This is a genomic window from Streptomyces sp. NBC_01363 (assembly GCF_026340595.1).
Lineage (GTDB): Bacteria > Actinomycetota > Actinomycetes > Streptomycetales > Streptomycetaceae > Streptomyces.
Genome location: NZ_JAPEPF010000002.1, coordinates 1,206,794 through 1,224,982, shown reverse-complemented (window position 1 = coordinate 1,224,982; position 18,189 = coordinate 1,206,794). Strand labels below are relative to the sequence as shown.

The 18,189-nt window shown below is 71.0% G+C and carries 17 protein-coding genes; 5 read left to right on the top strand and 12 right to left on the bottom strand.

Features of this window, described 5'->3' with window-relative positions; genetic code table 11:
• Positions 1–9 precede the first annotated feature (9 nt).
• Positions 10–624, top strand: a complete 615-nt coding sequence (locus OG611_RS33335; RefSeq protein WP_323180293.1) for a TetR family transcriptional regulator — start codon at positions 10–12, stop codon at positions 622–624.
• 72 nt (positions 625–696) lie between these two features.
• Here the strand turns inward: OG611_RS33335 and OG611_RS33330 are convergent, their stop codons facing one another.
• Positions 697–2,985 carry a glycosyl hydrolase family 18 protein gene (locus tag OG611_RS33330; RefSeq protein ID WP_266428786.1) on the bottom strand — a complete coding sequence of 763 codons (2,289 nt, stop codon included), beginning with the start codon at positions 2,983–2,985 and terminating at the stop codon, positions 697–699.
• A 194-nt stretch (positions 2,986–3,179) separates the two neighbouring features.
• A complete protein-coding gene (locus OG611_RS33325) occupies positions 3,180–4,172 on the bottom strand; it encodes a fibronectin type III domain-containing protein (RefSeq protein ID WP_266428783.1) in 993 nt (330 codons plus the stop codon).
• Between the two features lie 170 nt (positions 4,173–4,342).
• On the opposite strand from OG611_RS33325, the gene OG611_RS33320 reads away from it, so the two are divergent.
• On the top strand, positions 4,343–5,404 hold the full coding sequence (locus OG611_RS33320) for an amidohydrolase family protein (protein WP_266428781.1): 1,062 nt from the start codon (positions 4,343–4,345) through the stop codon (positions 5,402–5,404).
• A 36-nt stretch (positions 5,405–5,440) separates the two neighbouring features.
• On the top strand, positions 5,441–6,046 hold the full coding sequence (locus tag OG611_RS33315; RefSeq protein WP_266428779.1) for a TIGR03086 family metal-binding protein: 606 nt from the start codon (positions 5,441–5,443) through the stop codon (positions 6,044–6,046).
• Between the two features lie 74 nt (positions 6,047–6,120).
• Here OG611_RS33315 and OG611_RS33310 read toward each other — a convergent pair whose 3' ends face one another.
• Together OG611_RS33310 and OG611_RS33305 are read right to left on the bottom strand one after the other, a co-directional pair.
• Positions 6,121–8,250: a hypothetical protein gene (locus OG611_RS33310; protein WP_266428776.1), complete on the bottom strand. Its 2,130-nt coding sequence runs from the start codon at positions 8,248–8,250 to the stop codon at positions 6,121–6,123.
• Positions 8,251–8,407: 157 nt separating this feature from the next.
• Positions 8,408–9,091, bottom strand: coding sequence for an alpha/beta fold hydrolase (locus tag OG611_RS33305; RefSeq protein ID WP_266428774.1), 684 nt, complete (start codon positions 9,089–9,091; stop codon positions 8,408–8,410).
• Positions 9,092–9,406: 315 nt separating this feature from the next.
• Between OG611_RS33305 and OG611_RS33300 the strand changes: the two genes are divergently transcribed.
• Both OG611_RS33300 and OG611_RS33295 read left to right on the top strand, forming a co-directional pair.
• Positions 9,407–9,715 carry an SH3 domain-containing protein gene (locus OG611_RS33300; RefSeq protein ID WP_266428771.1) on the top strand — a complete coding sequence of 103 codons (309 nt, stop codon included), beginning with the start codon at positions 9,407–9,409 and terminating at the stop codon, positions 9,713–9,715.
• Positions 9,716–9,889: 174 nt separating this feature from the next.
• The gene (locus OG611_RS33295; protein ID WP_266428768.1) at positions 9,890–10,768 is read left to right on the top strand and encodes a chitosanase; all 879 of its coding nucleotides are present in this window, start codon (positions 9,890–9,892) and stop codon (positions 10,766–10,768) included.
• A gap of 97 nt (positions 10,769–10,865) precedes the next feature.
• Here OG611_RS33295 and OG611_RS33290 read toward each other — a convergent pair whose 3' ends face one another.
• The 8 genes from OG611_RS33290 to OG611_RS33255 all read right to left on the bottom strand — a co-directional run bounded on the left by OG611_RS33290 (position 10,866) and on the right by OG611_RS33255 (position 18,159).
• Positions 10,866–12,335: a nucleobase:cation symporter-2 family protein gene (locus tag OG611_RS33290; protein ID WP_266428766.1), complete on the bottom strand. Its 1,470-nt coding sequence runs from the start codon at positions 12,333–12,335 to the stop codon at positions 10,866–10,868.
• A 245-nt stretch (positions 12,336–12,580) separates the two neighbouring features.
• On the bottom strand, positions 12,581–13,972 hold the full coding sequence (locus OG611_RS33285; RefSeq protein WP_266428764.1) for an 8-oxoguanine deaminase: 1,392 nt from the start codon (positions 13,970–13,972) through the stop codon (positions 12,581–12,583).
• 45 nt (positions 13,973–14,017) lie between these two features.
• A complete protein-coding gene (locus OG611_RS33280) occupies positions 14,018–15,415 on the bottom strand; it encodes a nucleobase:cation symporter-2 family protein (protein ID WP_266428762.1) in 1,398 nt (465 codons plus the stop codon).
• A 67-nt stretch (positions 15,416–15,482) separates the two neighbouring features.
• Positions 15,483–16,430: a factor-independent urate hydroxylase gene (pucL, locus tag OG611_RS33275; RefSeq protein WP_266428759.1), complete on the bottom strand. Its 948-nt coding sequence runs from the start codon at positions 16,428–16,430 to the stop codon at positions 15,483–15,485.
• 5 nt (positions 16,431–16,435) lie between these two features.
• Positions 16,436–16,828, bottom strand: coding sequence for a hydroxyisourate hydrolase (gene uraH, locus OG611_RS33270; RefSeq protein WP_266428757.1), 393 nt, complete (start codon positions 16,826–16,828; stop codon positions 16,436–16,438).
• Between the two features lie 5 nt (positions 16,829–16,833).
• Positions 16,834–17,343: a 2-oxo-4-hydroxy-4-carboxy-5-ureidoimidazoline decarboxylase gene (gene uraD / locus OG611_RS33265; protein WP_266428754.1), complete on the bottom strand. Its 510-nt coding sequence runs from the start codon at positions 17,341–17,343 to the stop codon at positions 16,834–16,836.
• 190 nt (positions 17,344–17,533) lie between these two features.
• The gene (locus tag OG611_RS33260; RefSeq protein WP_124721336.1) at positions 17,534–17,911 is read right to left on the bottom strand and encodes a helix-turn-helix domain-containing protein; all 378 of its coding nucleotides are present in this window, start codon (positions 17,909–17,911) and stop codon (positions 17,534–17,536) included.
• Positions 17,908–18,159, bottom strand: a complete 252-nt coding sequence (locus tag OG611_RS33255) for a thiamine-binding protein (protein ID WP_266428750.1) — start codon at positions 18,157–18,159, stop codon at positions 17,908–17,910. The genes OG611_RS33260 and OG611_RS33255 overlap by 4 nt, the downstream gene beginning before the upstream one ends.
• Positions 18,160–18,189: the final 30 nt, after the last annotated feature.

Genomic DNA, 18,189 nt, shown 5'->3' with positions numbered 1-18,189 from the left:
GGTGGCTCGTTGACGGAGCGGCGCAAGGCCGCGACCCGACTGGATATCGCCCGTACGGCGGCGGCACTCTTCGTGGAGCACGGCCTGCGGAGCACGCGCGCCGAGGACATCGCGCGCGCCGCGGGCGTCGCCCCGCGCACCTTCTACCGCTACTTCGCGACCAAGGAGGAGGCCATCACCCCGCTCCTCGCCGTCGGCGCCCGGCAGTGGGTGGAGGCGGTACGCGAGGCCCCGAGCGCCCTGTCGGTGCCGGATGCGCTGCGGCACGCGGCGGCGCGCGCGCTGACTCCGGCTCCCGGTGACACGGCGGCCTCGGAGTCCCTGGAGTGGGTGCGGTCGCTGCTGAGGATGGCGGCGGACAGCCCGGCCCTCCAGTCGGAGTGGAACGACGCGTGCCACGATGCGGACGTCACCCTGGCCGTGGTGCTCGCGGCGCGCGCCGGGCTTCCGGACGGGGCGGACTCGCTGGAGATCCGGCTGACGGCCGGGGTCGCCGGCGCGGCGGTGCGGGCGGCGGTGGAGACCTGGGCGGCCGGCGACGCCCCGGTGACGGGGCCGGAGGGGCCCGCGGCGCTGGCGGAGCGCTGCCTGACCTCTGCCGAGGGCGCGTTGAGGGGCGCCTGATCCCGGATGCCGTACGGCCGGTTCGCGGGGCCCGTCGGGGCTCCGCGAACCGGCCGGTCGTCCCCGGGCCCGCTACTTCAGGCCGGTGTCCAGTGCGTTCATCAAGGTTCCCTGTGACGTGTCACCGGACATCTCCCAGACCATCACCCCCAGCAGCCCCTTGGACTTCACGTAGTCGGTCTTCTTGCCGATGGACCAGGTGTCGTCGAAGGACCACCACTGACTGCCGGTGTAGCCGTACGTCGACACCGACTGTTCGTCGTGATGGACCGTCATCGTCGGGTAGGCGCCCATGAGGTTGGAGTATCCGCGGGTACCGGCCTCCTCCGCGAACTGGCCGGGAGCGGCGCCGCCCGCGCTCTGCCACTCGCCGGCGGCTCCGCCGTCGGCGACGTTCTGCCAGCCCCGGCCGTAGAACGGGATGCCGAGGGTCAGCTTGCGGGGCTCGACGCCCGCGTCGGTGTACGCCTTGATGGCGGTGTCGGCGCTGAAGTGGAAGTCGTAGGGGTCCTGGTCGTCCGTATGGAGGTTGGCCTGGTGGCCGGTGCGGTTCGGCTCCCAGGAGTTGTCGCTGCCGGAACCGTGGAAGTCGTAGCCCTGGACGTTCGCCACGTCGAGGGAGTCGAAGACCTTGCTCAGGTCCCAGCCGTCGCCGATCTTCTGCGGGTCGGCCGGGGTGAAGGCGGTGAGGAGGCGGTGGCCGCCGCCGAGGGCGTCCATCTGCTTGCGGAACTCGGCGAGCAGCAGGGTCAGATTGCCCTTGTCGTCGGGCGAGTAGTGGTTGCCGGGGTGCCCGGTGCCCGTGCCCGGCCATTCCCAGTCGACGTCGAAGCCGTCGAAGATCCCGGCGGCGGTGCCGGGGCCGCCCGCGCCGTTGTACTCGGGCAGGTTGCCCTTGATGTACATGTCGATGCAGGAGGAGACGAACTTCTTGCGGGAGGCGTCGGTGGCCGCCACGTCGGAGAAGTACTTGGAGTACGTCCAGCCGCCGAGCGAGACCACGATCTTCAGGTTCGGGTGGAGTTTCTTGAGCTTCTTCAACTGGTTGAAGTTTCCGCGCAGTTTGCCCCAGCCGTCGTCCGCGACGCCGTCGACGGACTGGGCGGCGCTGAACGGACGTCCATAGTCGGCGTCGGCGTCACCGGCGCCGGTGCCCTGCTCGGGGTCCTCGGGGTCGGCGGTGGTGCCCTTGGTGACACCGTTCAGGCAGGTGAGGTTGTTGGGGTCGATGTTGGCGAAGGCGTAGTTGACGATGTCGAGCTTGTCGGCGGCACCCGAGTCATGGAGGTTCTTGACGAAGTACTGGCGGCCGTAGATGCCCCACTGGACGAAGTAGCCGACCTTCGCATAGTTGCCCGCGCCGACGATGTCGTCGGTCTTGACCGTGAGCGCGTTGCCGGCCGGGGAGGCATTGTCCGCCGCGTCACGGGCCTTGACGGTGAAGGTGTACGAGGTCGACGGCGAGAGCCCGCCGATGGTGGCGGTGGTCGTGGTGCCCGGGACCGTGGTGGCCGGTGCCCCGTCCCGGAAGATGTCGTAGGCGGCGACGCGCTGGTTGTCCGTCGCGGCGGTCCAAACCAGGGTGACGGACGAGGAGTCGGTGGCAGTGGCGTGCAGCGAGCCCGGCGCGGTCGGCGGGGAGGTGTCGGTGGCCGGGTCGACGGTGGTGACGGCCAGTGGCGCGCTCTCGGCGGAGGTGTTGCCCCGGGTGTCCTTGGCCCGGACCGTGAAGGAGTAGGCGGTGGCCGGGGTGAGACCGGTGACCGTGGCGGAGGTCGTCGCGGTGGCCGAGCCCACCACCTTGCCACCGGCCAGGATGTCGTAGGACGCCACGGGGAAGTCGCCGGCCGTCGCCGCCGTCCAGGACAGCGACGCGGTGCGGGCGGTGACGTCGGTCTGCTTCAGCCCGCCGGGCGCACCCGGGGGCGCGTCCGCGGAGCCGTCGCACTTGTCACCGTTGATCCGGCAGCCGGTCGGCGCGGCGATCGGCCCGGTCGCGACGAACCAGAAGCTGTACGGCTCGCTGGTGCCGTGCGCGGCGACCGTACCGTTGTAGTGGGCGTTGACCGCGGTGATGTGGCTGCCCCGGGTGGTGACGGTGCCGTTGTAGGAGGCGTCGATCGCGACCCCGGCCGGCAGATCGAATTCGAGGTTCCAGCCGGTCACGGCGGTGTCGGTGTCGTTGTGCAGGACGTAAGTCCCTTTCCACCACGACCCGTTGTCGGCCGAGGTGAAGGTGGCCGTCAGCTTGCCCGCCGCGTGCGCGGGTGCGGCCTGCAAGGACAGCAGCGCGAGGAGCAGCCCGAGAACGGCGACGAGGGCGGTCGCCGTTCTCCGTCTGGATGTCATGTGCTCGAACATGGATTTCTCCCTTGAGGCAGGGACCGGTGAGGCGGTCCTGGGGGAGCCGGATTCCTTGGTGCCATGGAGCACAGGGGAAACTAAGAGGTCTGGACCAACTCGTCAATAGGTACAGACCAATCACACGTAAAGTCCGCCTGCCCGGACCTGGACCGGCAGCAGCCGCTCCCTCGCACCCCTGGCCCGCGCACCCGTCAGTCGCCGAGGACGACCGTGCGCTGGGCGGAGAAGTCGCCCCACTTCCCGTCGGGCAGCTTGGCGCGGATCTTCATCGAGTAGCGGGTGCCGCGCGGGTCGCCGACGGTGAGGCGGTAGCTCGCCCGGCCTGCGGGCGGGGTGGCGCCCCACACGATCGTGGTGGTCAGCCGGCCGCCGATGTAGAGCTGGTACGCGGGGATCTCGCCGCCCGTCTCCGGCTGCTCCCAGTCCAGGTCGATGGCGTACTCCTTGCCCTGGACGCGGTTGCTGATCCTCAGGTCGGTGGGGGCGGTGCTCGCCGGAGCGCCCGGGGTGGAGGCGGTGGTGAGATCGATGGCGTTGCTGTCCGGCGAGGAGGTGTCGGCGGCGTCGCGGGCGCGGACGGTGAAGGTGTAGACGGTGCCGGGGCGCAGTCCGGTCAGATGTGCCGTGGTCCGCGTGCCGGGCACGCTGTGGATCCGGGAGTCCCCCTGGTAGATGTCGTACGAGGTGACGCCGATGTCGTCCGTCGAGCCTCCCCAGGAGAGGTTCACCGCCCGGCTGCCGTCCACCGTGCCGCGCAGCCGCACCGGGTGGGTCGGCGCCTCGTGGTCGGCGGGGGTCGGGGCGGGTGTGGTGACACTCGCGGCGGCGCTCGGCGCGGAGAGGTTCCCGGCGGCGTCGCGGGCGCGGACGGTGAAGGTGTAGGCGGTCGACGCGGTGAGCCCGCCGACGTCGATCATCACCTTGGCCGCCGGAACCGATTCGACCCGCTTCCCCTCGCGGTAGATCTCGTAGCCGGTGACCGCCCTGTCATCGGAGGCCCGCTCCCACATGACGTGCACGGAGGTGGCGCTGCTCGCCTGCGCCGTCACATGGCCGGGCACCGTCGGTTTGTGGGTGTCGGCCTCGGGAGCGGAGTCGCAGGCCGTGAGCGCGGCGAGGAGCAGGGCGGTGGAACAGGCCAACGCGGCGGTTGCGTGGGGGCGTTGCACGGTCGTGCCTTCCATCCGGCGGCGATGGTCCAGACCTGTATCGCATGGTGCGGGGGTCTCCGACAAGGGGGTGGAGCGGAACCTTCCGCAATATGCCGATGTGTGCGTCGGCCGGCGGTGGGGTGGCGCGCCGGTGCGCTTCGGCCGGTCGTCGGAGGGTGCCTGAGATGCCGTACGGTCGACTGGTGTTGTGCATACGAGGTGTGGTGCTGCCCGAGCGCGAGGAACGCACGTTCTGGATCGACGGGGAGGTGCTCCGCGCGGGCCCTCCGCCCGGCGGGCTCGCCGGCCGGGACGCCGAGACGGTCGTCGACGGCGGCTGGCTGCTGCCCGGTCTCGTCGACGTGCACACGCATCCGGGCGCGTCGGCGCCGGGCGAACCGTTCGACGAGGAGCTGCTGCGCCGGCAGTTGGGCGAGCACCGGGACGCCGGGGTGCTCGCGGTGCGCACCCCCGGCACCGCGCAGCGGATACCGGCCTGGGTGGCGAAGGACCCGGAGCTGCCGCATGTCACGTCGGCGGGGCGGTGGCTGGCCACGCCGGGCCGGTTCTTCCCCGGTTTCGGACGCGACGTGAGCGAGGCCGAGTTGGCGCGGGCGGCCGTGGAGGAGTCGGCTGCCTCGTCCGGGTGGTGCAAGGTCATCGGTGACTGGGCCGCCGACGAACCCGCCGTTCCCCTCCCGCTGTTGACCTCGGTGGTGACGGCGGTGCACGCGGCGGGCGGCAAGGTGGCGGTGCACTGCCAGACCGCCGAGGGCAGCCGCAATGCCGTACTGGCGGGCGCCGACAGCCTGGAGCACGGCATGCATCTCGACCCGGCCCTGCTGGACCGGATGGCCGCGCAGGGCACGGCGTTCGTACCGACGTTGAGCGCCTTCGGTGCCAAGGCGGACGCGATGCGGGCGCGGGAGCCGGGCGTGCGCCGTGATCTGTGGCTGGCCGGCTGGGACACCATGCTCGACAATGTGCGCGCGGCCCACGAGGCGGAGGTGACGGTGCTGGCGGGGACGGACTCCTTCCCTTGCGGGACGGTCGCGGGCGAGATGGAATGGCTGGCACGGGCCGGTCTGTCGGCCCACGCGGCACTCGGCGCCGCGTCCTGGACGGCACGGGCCTGGCTCGGGCTGCCGGGCCTCGTGGACGGCGCACCCGCCGACGTGGTCGCGTACCCCACCGACCCGACCCTGGACCCCGGCGCGCTGAATCACCCGAGCCGGATCGTGCTCCGTGGACGCATCGTGCGATGAGCGATGAGTTCGGGGTGCGGGAGGAGTCAGCATTGTATGGACACGCACACGGAAACCACTCCCACGATCGATCTCGAACCCGCGGCACGGCACATCGCCGCTCTGCTCGACGGCATCGACGAGCAGCAGCTGGACGATCCGACGCCCTGTCCCGACTACGCGGTGCGTGAGCTGCTCGCCCATGTGGCCGGGCTGAGCGCGGCATTCTGCGACGCGGCGCGGAAGGACTTCGGCCCGATGACCGACACCGCTCCGGACGCGGGGCTTCCGGTCCTCGCCGACGACTGGCGCGAAACCCTGCCGCCGCTGCTGGAAGAGGTGGTGAAGGCCTGGCGCGATCCTGCCGCCCGGCAGGGAATGACCAGGGCGGGCGGCGTGGATCTGCCGGGTGAGGTGGCGCTGGTGATCGCGCTGGACGAGCTGGTGATCCACGGCTGGGACCTGGCTCGGGCGACCGGCCGGCGGTACGAGGCGGACGAGGCGGACCTTCGCGTCGCGCTGGACATGCTGACCCCCGGTGACGGCAAGCCCCGGGCGGACAGCATCTTCGGCCCGCCGGTTCCGGTCCCGGCCGACGCGCCCCTCGTCGACCGGGCCGTCGCGATGAGCGGTCGACGCCCGGACTGGAAGCCGGGCGACTGAGCTGAGCCGCGCGCGGCAGGGTGGTGCGCCCCCGAGCGGTACGCCTCCCGGCGGTGACGGTCGGGACAGGCCGGTCAGGTCAGCCTTCGCGCCGCCTCACGTGCCTGTTCCCGCAGCCGTTCGTCGGCCGGGGCTATTCCGGGCTCCACGCCCGAGGCCCGCACCCGCAGGTCCTGTTCGGCCAGGGTGGTCAAGCGGCGGTGATGGTCCGCGGTGAGGGCAGCGGGTCCGAGTGCGACCAGGGCCTCCAGCGCGGTCACCGCGTCGTCGTCCTGCTCCGCGGCGTCCAGGAGCAGTTCGGCCGTGCGGGGGCCGTCGAGGGACTCGGGCGCTATCGCGCGGAGGGCGAGTACCGCCGACGGGATCTGCACCCGGTCGGCGAGCAGGCCCTCCAGCGCGGGGACCAGCGGCCGGGCCGCATCGCCGATGCGGCCCGCCGCCCGCGCGGCACGGCCGAGCGTCCAGCGCAGCCACGTCGGCTCCGCCTCCGCGAGCACACCGGCCAGCACCGGCACCGCTTCCTCCGGGTCACCGGTGATCCGCCACAGGGCCGAGGCGATCTCGACGTCGGCGTCCAGCTGCGGGGAATTGCGGCCGCCCTCGGAATCGCTGAGCGCGGACCGCAGAGCGGGCACCAGGCCGAGCGCCGCCGGGCCCAGCTCCGCGGCGAGACGCGCGGCCTCCTGCACCGCCGGAGCGCCGGGGGTGAGCCGGTCGGCGACGGCCACCAGCAGCGGGCCCGTGTCCCCCGTCAGCTCGCGCACCGCCGTCGCCGCAGCCAGCCGGCCGTCCACCGGACCGGTGCGTGCGGCGGCGGTCAGGAGCTCCGCGGTCGCCTCCCGGTGCTCCGGCGGGCAGATCGCGGCCAGCGCCTTCGGCACGACCCTCGGGGATCCGGGCAGCGCGGACCGCAGTTCGGGCAGGGCGGCCGATGCCCGGCTCCCCCACACGCCGAGCAGGAGGGCGAGCCGGATGGTCTCATCGGCGCCTAGGTCCTTCGCACTCAGCCGGGTACGGATCGCGTCCAGCAACGCCGGGTCGTACGGGAACGACGTCCCGGCCGTCCCTCCGACCAGGAAACCGCACGCCGCACCGAGTGCGCGTGGGCGCCGCCCCAGGTCACGGGCCAGGAGCGGCGCGGCCCGGTCGGGGGCCACGGCGACGAGTGCTTCCAGCGCGCGGTCCGCCGGATCGCCCTCGCCCGCGGCGAGCCGGGCCAGCACCGGGACAGCCGGCGCGGATCGGGCACCCAGCTTCGCGAGCAGCGCATACGCCTCGGGCACAGCGGTGGGGTCGGCGCTCAGCGCCGCCACGGCGACGGCCAGGCGCTCCGGCGCGCTGCGCGAGAGCAGGCAGGCCGCCTCGGCCGCCCACGTCGCCTCCGCCCGCGCCTCGGGGACCGCACTGCGCAGGGCGGCATCGAGCAGGGTGTACGCGGCGTCGCGGTCCTCGGCGGTGTCGCGGAGCAGCAGCGCCTCGACCACGTACTGCAGCGGTTCGTTGCGCTCCAGGTCCAGCCGGCCCTCGACGAGGACGTTCGCGGGCAGGAGGGACACCATCGCCCCGTGGTGCGCGGGTCCCCAGGGCAGTCCGCCGTCCACGCAGGCCAGCAGCGCCGCGATCCGGACCTCGCCGGGCTCGTCCGCGCCAATGGCCCCGGTCGCCTCGGCGGCCGCACCCGGCGGGTCCAGATGCGCCGTCGCCCCCAGGAGTTCGGCCCGTACCAGAGGGTCCGTCTCGGTCCTCCCGCGCAGACGGAGCACCGGCAGCACCTGTTCCGCCGCGCCGGTCATCGCGGCGGCCCAGACCGCGGCCCGCCGGAGCCCCGGATCCTCGGCGTCGACCGTGGCGAGAATCAGTGGCAGCTGACCGACGACGGCTGCCCGGCAGGCGGCTTCGTCGCTGTCGCCGTCGTCCGCCCCGCCCTCCGCTATCCCGCCGAGCAGCACCAGCAGGTCCTCCGTGCGGTACCCCGCCCCGGCGAGCCGGGCGAGGTACGGAACGGCGCGGGCCGTGGCCCCGTAGACCGAGCCCTGGTGCAGGATGCTGCCGTACAGCTCGGAGATCGCCTCGGACGCGGCCTCCGCGCTCTCCCCGGCGAGCGCCCGCAGGAGGTCGGGGACGTCGGCCGCGCTCCCGTAGGCGTGCTGGAGATCCACCCAGGGCTGGGCGTCGACTTCGGCGAAGAACCGTGTGAGATCCATGAAGCGGATCATGGCACCCGGCACTGACAGCGCCCCGGGCCGTCGGCTTTCAACCGGCCCCGGACCGGCTTCGACCGGCCCTCGGACGGCTTGAGCCGATGCTCGGCAGGTCCTCGGCAGGTCCTCGGCAGGTCCACAGTTGGCCCTCAGCAGGTCCTCAGCTGGTGAAGAACTCCGTGATCTGCTGGGCGACCTGGTCGGGGTGGATCTCGTGCACCCGGTGGCCGCCCCCGATCGTGATCAGCCGGCAGTCCGGGATCAGCGAGGCCATGTCCTGCAGGCGCCCCTGGGGCATGGTGGACTCCGGGCCGCCCGAGATCATCAGCGTCGGCGCGACGATCTCGCCCAGGCCGGCCGCCCACTCGGGATCGGGGTCGGCCACCTCGGCCCGGATGGGAGCGACGACGGCCCAGTCGTAGTCCACCGGCCCCTCCGGCTCCGCGGCCGGCTTCGGCTCGCTCGGGAACGGCGGCGGGGTCTCCACCAGCGCCAGTCGCTCCACCCGGTCCGCGTGCTCCTGGGCGAGCAGATGGGCGACGACACCGCCCATGGAGTGGCCGACCAGGCCGACCCGGTCGAGTTCGCACTCGTCCAGGAAACCGAGGACGTCGTCCCGCATCAGCTCGAAGGAGTACTCGTCCGGCCAGTCGCTCTCGCCGTGACCGCGCAGGTCGAGGGCGTACACCCGCCACTCTTCGCCGAGCAGGCCGGCGACCGCCTCCCAGCTCGCGGCGGAGCCGCCGAGGCCGTGCAGCAGGACCACGGGCGAGCCGAAGGGGTCGCCCCAGGTCCGGTACGCCAGCCGTACGTCGCCGACATCCACTACAGACTGATCTTCCATACCCATGACGCTACAGGCGCACGGGCGAAGATCGTTCCGCCGCCTCCGCGGTGGCCGCCGTCCGGCTCGGGTGCGAGGCGTGTCCGACGTACGCCCGGCGGCGGTTACCGGATCCGGTTCTCCTCAAACCCATGATCGGCGGGCGCGGGAAGCGTCCGCCCGCTGCCTGCGCACGCCGGTGCGCACGTCATATGACCTGCGCTTTCACTCCTGCTCGAAGACCGGTCCGGACCCGTGACCGGCCGGTCGGCAGCTCCGTTGGGGCTGGCGGACGGCTCACGTCGATGGGGGCCGGATTACGGAGGAGAGATTCGCATGATCAAGAAGATGATGCTGGCCGCGATGGTGCTGACCGCCGGTCTCGGGCTGGCCATGAGCCCCGCCGCCCAGGCCGCGCAGAGTCCCGCCGCCGCGCAGGCCGCGAAGGCACCGGCAGCGGTCTGCACCGTCAACGACAACGGGGTGAACTTCCGCGGCGGGCCGGGCACCGAGTTCCCGGTCCTGGGCCAGGTGAACAAGGGTCAGAACCTGAACGCCCGCGGTCAGCAGGGAAACTGGATCATGGGTGACCTGTGGGGCGGCCCCACGGGCGTCTGGATCCACGTGGCCTACCTGAACTGCTGAGGCCGCAACGCCCGGGGGAGGCCCCGCATCGCGCGCTCCGCGCGGTGCGGGGCTTCCCGCGTTCCGGAGAACTTCTCAACTCCCCGGCGCCGGAGGGGTGTACGACACCCTCCCACTCTGATAGGAAAGCTTCCTAACAGACCGATGGAACGAAGAACTCCCCTTGGAGGACTGGTGCACGCTCCCCATAAGCGCGCCGCACGTCGCATGACCCGCCCCGTGCGCATCACGGTCATCGCGGTCGGATTGGCCCTCACGGCGATTCCCGTCGCCGCCTACGCCGGTAGCCCCACGCCCCAGGCGGCCCCTCAGTCGGCGGCAGCGGCTGCGAAGGCCGCCGCCGCGACCGGGCTGGACGATCCGGCGAAGAAGGAGATCGCCATGCAACTGGTCTCCAGCGCCGAGAACTCCTCCCTCAACTGGAAGTCCCAGTACAAGTACATCGAGGACATCGACGACGACCGCGGCTACACCGGCGGCATCATCGGTTTCTGTTCCGGCACGGGCGACATGCTCGACCTCGTCGAGCTGTACACCGAGCGCAAGCCGGACAACGTCCTCGCGAAGTACCTCCCCGCGCTGCGGAAGGTCAACGGCACCCCCTCGCACAGCGGTCTCGACCCGAACTTCACCAAGGACTGGGCGAAGGCCGGCTCCGACTCGGCGTTCAAGAAGGCGCAGGACGACGAGCGGGACCGGGTGTACTTCAACCCGGCCGTCAAGCAGGGCAAGGCCGACGGCATCGGCACGCTGGGCCAGTTCGCGTACTACGACGCCATCGTCATGCACGGTGACGGCGACGACAGCACCGGCTTCAGCGCCATCCGCAAGCGGGCCCTCTCGAAGGCGAAGCCGCCGTCCCAGGGCGGCAACGAGGTCACCTACCTCAACGCCTTCCTCGACGCCCGCGTCTGGGCGATGAAGCAGGAGGAGGCCCACGAGGACACCAGCCGGGTGGACACCGCCCAGCGGGTCTTCCTGAAGAAGGGCAACCTGAACCTGGACCCGCCGCTCGAGTGGAAGGTGTACGGCGACAGCTACCACATCGGCTGACGCACCCGGGCGACACGACTGCGGCGCGTACGGCAGCACCCGCGAGGGTCGCCGTACGCGCTGCGGTGCCGTACCGCCCGATACCGGCCGGGTCGGGTCAGTGCGCGGCCACCGGGTCCGCGGCCGGGCTGTTCTCCCGCTCCGACGGTTCCGGATCCGGCTTCCTGCCGAGGTGGTTGAAGGCCAGGTTGAGCACGATCGCCACCACACAGCCGGTCGAGATCCCGGAGTCGAGCACCACGAGCAGATCCTTCGGGAACGAGTGGTAGAACTCCGGCGCGGCGATCGGGATCAGGCCGATGCCCACGGCCGCGGCCACGATCAACGCGTTCTCGCCCTTCTCCAGCGCGGCGGTCGCCAGGGTCTGGATGCCGCTCGCGGCGACCGAACCGAAGAGCACGATGCCCGCGCCGCCGAGGACCGGCAGCGGGACGAGCGCGATGACGGACGCCGCGACGGGGACCAGCCCGAGCACGATCAGAATGCCGCCACCGGCGGCCACCACGAAGCGGCTGCGGACCTTCGTCATCGCGACCAGGCCGATGTTCTGGGCGAAGGCACTGCACATGAAGCCGTTGAAGAGCGGGCTGATGGCACTGCCCAGGGTGTCGGCGCGCAGACCGCCCTCGATGGTCCGTTCGTCCGCCGGCCGGCCGACGATCCGGCCGAGGGCGAGCATGTCAGCGGTGGACTCGGTCATGCAGACCAGCATCACGATGCTCATGGAGACGATCGCGGCGATCTCGAACTGCGGCGCCCCGAAGTGGAACGGCGTCGGGAAGCCGACCGGGTCGGCGTCCTTGATGGCGCCGAAGTCGGTGATGCCGACCGGAATCGCGATCAGTGTGCCGACGATCAGCCCGAGCAGGATGGCGATCTGCTGGAGGAACCCGCGCAGCAGTTTGCGCAGCGCGAGGACGATCACCAACGTGACCGCGGCCATGGTGATGTTGGTCGTGGAGCCGTAGTCGGCGGCCGTGGCGTTGCCGCCCTGGGACCAGTTGAAGGCGACCGGCAGCAGCGAGACACCGATCAGGGTGATCACGGTGCCGGTGACCACGGGCGGGAAGAAGCGGACCAGTTTGCAGAAGTACGGGGCCAGCAGGAAGCCGAGCAGGCTGGCGACGATGATCGCGCCGAAGATGACGGCGAGGCCGTCGTGCCCGCGGTCCTTGCCGATCGCCACCATCGGCGTGACACCGGCGAACGAGACGCCGTTGACGAACGGCAGCCGGGCGCCTATGCGCCAGAAGCCGAGGGTCTGGAACAGGGTGGCTATGCCCGCGGTGAACAGGCTCGCCCCCATCAGGAAGGCGGTCTCCTTGGCGGTGAGGCCCACGGCGGGCCCCACGATCATCGGCGGGGCCACCACGCCCGCGTACATCGCGGCCACGTGCTGGAGGCCGCTGGTGAACATCTTCAGTGGGGGGAGTGTTTCGTCGACCGGATGTTTCCGGTCGGCCGGGGCCGAGTCGGTGGCGGCGCCGGGAAGTCGGGCGGCGTCGGGATGCGGGTCGGCATCGGATGCTGCGTCTGCGTCGTTGCGAAACCTGGGCGTAGCTGCCACGGCGGTTCCTCCGGTCGGGTGCACGTCTGCGGTGACGTGGGTGTCAGGGAGGTGGTGCAAGTGGGGCGTTGGTGCAGGTGGGGCAGGTCGTGCAGCTGGTGCGGGCAGCTTCGGTCACCGGTGCGGGGGCGCGTGCGTCCAGGCACGCGCCCCCGCACCGGTTGCCGTGGACCCCGCTCGGGTCCACGGCGGCCGGCCGAGGGCCGTCCCCCTCGACCGGCCGGTATCGGGGGTACCGCGGAGCGTCAGGCCCCGGCGGCGATCTGTGCGAGGCGGCGGGCCTCGTCGCGGGTGGCGCGGGCGATGGCGTCCTCGTCCGCGGTGATCAGGTGGTTGCCCTCGACGACCGGCTCGCCGTTGACGAGGGAGAGGGTGACGGGGGCCGCCGCGCCGAAGACGAGTGCGGTCACCGGGTCGGCGATGGAGGCATGGGCGAGGGTGTCGAGCTTCCAGAGCACCAGGTCGGCGAGCTTGCCCGGTTCCAGGGAGCCGATCTGGTCGGCGCGGCCGAGGACCTGGGCGCCGCCGTACGTTCCCAGGCGCAGGGCCTGACGTGCGTTCAGGGCCTTCTCGCGGTGGGCGCCGAGGCGGTTGATGAGGAGGGCGTTGCGCAGCTCGGTGTGGAGTTCGCCGGACTCGTTGGAGGCGGTGCCGTCGACGCCCAGGCCGACCGGGACGCCGGCCGCGAGCATGTCGGGGACCCGGGCGATGCCGGCGGCGAGCCGGGCGTTGGAGGAGGGGCAGTGCGCGACGCCGGTTCCGGTGCGGGCGAAGGCGGCGATGTCGGAGTCGTTCATGTGGACGCAGTGCGCCATCCACACGTCGTCGCCGAGCCAGCCGGTGGACTCGAAGTAGTCGGTCGGTCCCATCCCGAACAGCTCGTGGCAGAACTTCTCCTCCTCCACGGTCTCCGAGCCGTGGGTGTGCATGCGCACTCCCTTGCGACGGGCCAACTCGGCTCCCTGTCGCAGTAGTTCGGTGGAAATGGAGAACGGGGAGCAGGGTGCGGCCGCGACCTGGGTCATCGCGTCGAACGACGCGTCGTGGTGCGCGTCGATGGTCGCCTCGGTGCCGGCGAGCGCCCCGTCGAGGGTCTCCACGGCGAAGTCCGGCGGCAGTCCGCCGTCCTTGACGCTGCGGTCCATGGACCCGCGGGCGAGGGTGAACCGTACGCCCATGTCACGGGCGGCCCCGATGATGGCGCCGGACAGATCGCCGGAGCCCCGCGGGTAGACGTAGTGGTGGTCCATGGCGGTGGTGACGCCGCCGCGGGCCATCATGGCGAGGGAGCCCTGGGCGGCGGCGCGGACCATCGGCTCGTCGATGCGCGCCCATGTCGGGTAGAGGGCGACCAGCCAGTCGAACAGGTTGTGGTCGGTGGCGAGGCCCCGGGTGATCCACTGGTAGAAGTGGTGGTGCGTGTTGATCAGGCCGGGGGTGGCCAGGTGCCCGGTGCCGTCGATGCGGCGTACGACGTTCTCCAGGCCCTCGGGGGCCCGGCCTGCGCCGATGGACTCGATCCTGTTGCCTGCGACGACGACGTGGCCCGAGGCGTACTCGGTGTCGTGGGCGTCGACCGTGGCGATGGCCACGTTCTCGATGACGATGCGGGATACGGGGTCTGCCGAAGGTGCCATGGTTCTTCCTTCCGGAGTGAGTGGCGATGCGGGCACGGCAGGACCCTAGGAGGATTTGAGTGCCGGGGCGGACGCGCCGCCACGGGTGCCGAGATGGTGGAAGAACAGGTTCAGCGACACGGCGACCAGGGCGCCCGCGCTGATGCCGGAGCCGAGCACGGTCTGCGCCCAGGCCGGGAAGTCGACGTAGAAGGTGGGCGCGGCGAGCGGGATGATGCCCGCGCCGAGCGAGACGGCGACCAGGATGATGTTGGAGCTGTCGTCGAGGCCGGCCTCCGAGAGCGTGCGGATGCCACTGACCGCGATGGAGCCGAAGAGGACGATGCCCGCACCGCCGAGTACCGGCATCGGCACCGTGGAGACCACCGCCCCGAGCACCGGGAAGACGCCGAGGACCAGGAGAGCGCCTCCCGCGGCGGCGACGACGTAGCGGCTGCGGACCCTGGTCAGCGAGACGACGCCGACGTTCTGGGCGAAGGCGGAGGTGGGGAAGCCACCGAAGACGGGGCCGAGGAGGGTGGCGATGCCGTCGGTGCGCAGGCCCCGGGTGATGGTCCTGCCGTCGGTCTCGCGTTCGCAGATCTCGCCGATGGCGAGCATTCCGGCGCTGGACTCCGTCATCAGGACGAGCGTCACCAGGCAGAGCGAGACGATCGCGGCGGGCTGGAACTGGGGCGCCCCGAACGCGAAGGGCGTCGGCAGCGCGGCGACCGGGGCCGAGCCGAGCGCCCCGAAGTCCGCCATGCCGAACGGGATCGCGGCGAGCGTGCCGATCAACAGCCCAAGAAGCAGGGCGACTTGTTTGACGAAGCCGCGGCCGAAGCGCTGGATCAGCAGGATGACGACGAGCGTGAAGGCGGCGAGTGCCAGATACTTCATGTTCCCGAAGTCGGCGGCGGTCCTGTCGCCGCCCTGCGCCCAGGCGACCGGTACTGGCATCAGGGTCACCCCGATGAGGGTGATGACGACGCCTGTGACGAGCGGCGGGAAGAAGCGCAGGAGCTTGCCGAAGAACGGTCCGATGGCGAGACAGAAGACACCGGCGACCATCACCGCGCCGTAGATGGCGGGGAGCTGGTCGCCCGTGGCGTTGGTCTCGGCGATGGCGAGCATCGGCGCGATACCGGCCGAGGAGGCGGCGTTGACGAAGGGCAGCCGGTTGCCAACGAAGCCCTTGACCCCGAGGGTCTGCAGGAGGGTGGCCACACCGGCGATGAGCAGACTCGCGGCGATGAGCCGGGTCCGGCCCGCGGTGTCGAGGCGGACGGCCTGGCCGATGATGAGCGGGGGCGTGACCACACCCGCGTACATGGCGGCAATGTGCTGGAGCGCGGCGGGGACGAGCCGCGAGGGGTGGAGCTTCTGGTCGACCGGGTGGACCTCGGGTCCTTCCGGTGGGGTGGAACACGGGCCTTCTGCCGGCCCTTTTGCAGGCGTTGCCATGGCTGGCTGTTCCCTCCGGTGTGGCGCATCCCCGCCGACTGCGGGCGGCGGGGATGCGCGCCCCGCGTCAGAGGTTGGTCATGTCGACCGGGATGTGCGGCTCGCAGCCGTCGCGCAGGATGGTGGCCTCGATCAGGCCGTAGGGGCGGTCGGCGGCGTAGTACACGGCGCCGTCCTTGGCTTCGTTCTCCAGGCCGAAGGCGGAGAGGTCCTGCCGGAAGTGGTGCTTGTTGGGGGCGGAGAAGCGGATCTCGTCGATCTCGCTGCGGTTGTTGATGACCCGCGAACCCATCTGGTACAGCGTCTGCTGGAGCGAGAGCGAGTACGTCTCCACGAACGCGTGCAGGATGTGCTTCCTGGACTGCTCGTAGGACTTCTCCCACTGCGGCATGCGCTGCTCGTCACAGGTCCAGTTGTGCCGCCACCACGTGGACAGGGACGTGGCGAGGATGCGGTCGTAGTCCTCCTGGAGCGTCGTGTACTTGTCCTTGATGTAGCCCCAGAACTCGGAGTTCGTGGAGTTCATCAGGGTCAGGTCCTTGAGCCCGGACAGGACTTCGAACTTCGCCCCCCCGTCACCTCCGGCGGAGTACGTGATCTGAGCGAGGCGGGTCTCCTGGCCCTTGCGGACGAAGGAGTGCTTGACCTCGTCGGCGCCGATGAACCTGGAGTTGCCGTCGGAGCCGGCGATGCGCTCCCAGGCGTACTCCTCGATACGGATGCGCGCGCGGTGGATCGAGGACTGGCTGTCCACGAAGTGCCGGGCGAGGTGGATGCCGTACTGCTCGGCCGACTCGATGCCGTATTCCTTGGCGAACGCGAAGCAGGTGTTCTTCGTGGTGTCCGTCGGAAGGCAGTTGGCGTTCGAGCCGTTGTAGTGGACGTCGTCCAGGTCGCCGGAGAGGGCGACGGAGACGTTCAGGTCCTTGATGTGGTGGGTGTCGCCGTCCCTCGTGATCCTGACGACGCGGTTCTCTGCTTTGCCGTACTGGTTCTGGCCGAGAATCGTGGGCATGTCTGCTAGCTCCCTCGGTAAACGGAGTAGCCGAACGGGTTGAGCAGCAGCGGTACGTGATAGTGCTCGCCCGGTACGACGGCGAAGGTGATCGCCACTTCCGGGAAGAACGCACCGCTGTCCCTTGCGCGGGGGGCGTCCTGCTGCGCCTCGGCTTGCTTCTTGGCTGCGAAGTACGCCTCGGTCTCGAAGTCGAGACGTACATGGGTGGTGCCCTCCGGCAGTGCCGGCAGGTCCTTGCATCGCCCGTCGGCGTCGGTCGCGGATCCGCCGAGCGTCACCCAGGGCGCGCCGCTGCCGCTGCGGGCGGCGAGCGTGATGGCGACGGCCGCGGCGGGGCGGCCGATGCTGGTGTCCAGGATGTGCGTGGACACCGATGCGGTGGTGTCGGTGCTCAAGACCGTCACTCTCCTTCGGTTACGAGACGGGTCAACCGGATGCGGTTGATCTTGCCCAGCTCGGTGCGCACGATCCCGCGCTCCTGCTCGGGCGAGTTCCCGATCCGGGACTTCACCGCGTCGCGCATCTGCTCGCCGGTGGCTCCGGTGGCGCAGATCAGGAAGACATGTCCGAACCGCTCCTGGTAGGCCAGGTTCAGTTCGAGCATCTCGGCCTTGAGTTCCTCGGTGGCGCCCGCCATCCCCCGCTGTTCGCGGGAGGAGGTCGGGTCTCCGGGCTTCGGGCGGCCGATCGGCGGATGGCCGGCCATCGCTTCGGCCAGTTCCTCCGGGGTCAGCGCCGCCGTGGCGGCGTCACTGGCACGAAGGAGGGCTTCCGCGGTGGCGTACGGGCGTCGGGAGAGGATCGCTCTTCCCCATGCCGCGCCGGCACACACCTCGTGCAACGCGGTGGTGGCCTCGTCGTCCGCCAGGGTGTTGAACCGGGCGAGACCCGGCGTGGAGCTCGAAGTCACGGGAGCCTCCGTGGCTGTTTTCACTGTGCGTTTTTCGCTTCGCGTCGGTCGGGCTGCGGATAGCTAACGCCCTCCACAACACCACGTCAACACTTTGTTGAAATTACGCGCATGCAAAAAGCCGTCGCCCGGTACTCCGGACGACGGCCCTCCGCGGACTTCCACGGCGTTCGCTCAGCTACGGCCTCAACTACTCGCCTTTGGCTGCATTTTCCCTGTTCAGGTAGTTGTAGACGGTGAAGCGGCTGACCCCCAGCGCGCCCGCCACCGTCTCCACGCCGTGGCGTACCGAGAAGGCACCACGTGCCTCCAGGGTCCGCACCACCGACTGCTTGGTCCGGCGGTCCAGCTCGGCGAGCGGCATGCCGTGCCGGCGCTCCATGGCGGCCAGGATGTGATCGAGCGACTCCGAGAGCTGGGGCAGCCGCACGGCTATGACGTCCTCGCCCTCCCAGGCCAGCACGACGTCGTCGGGCTGGGCCTGCTCCGGCCCGAGCAGCTCGGCGCCCATGGCGTCGACGAGCGGCTTGACCGCGGTGACGAGCGGGTGGTCCGCCGGTTCGGTCACTGGGAGTCCTCCCCGATCACATTGACCTGGAGGGACACCCGGGTGGCACCCGATGCCAGGGCCTGGCGCAGCAGCGAGTCCACCGCGGTGAGCACCTCGTCCGCGCCGCCCTCCGCCGTGTTGCCGAAGGGGCCGACGTCCACGGCGTCCAGGTCGGCCGCCTGGATGACCTCGCGGGCCACGACCGCGTGGGCGGGCGCCTCGTCGAGATCGAAGGGCTCGGTGGTGAACTCCACTCTCAAGCGCACTGTGCCTCCCTCATGCGTTCGCCACGCGGC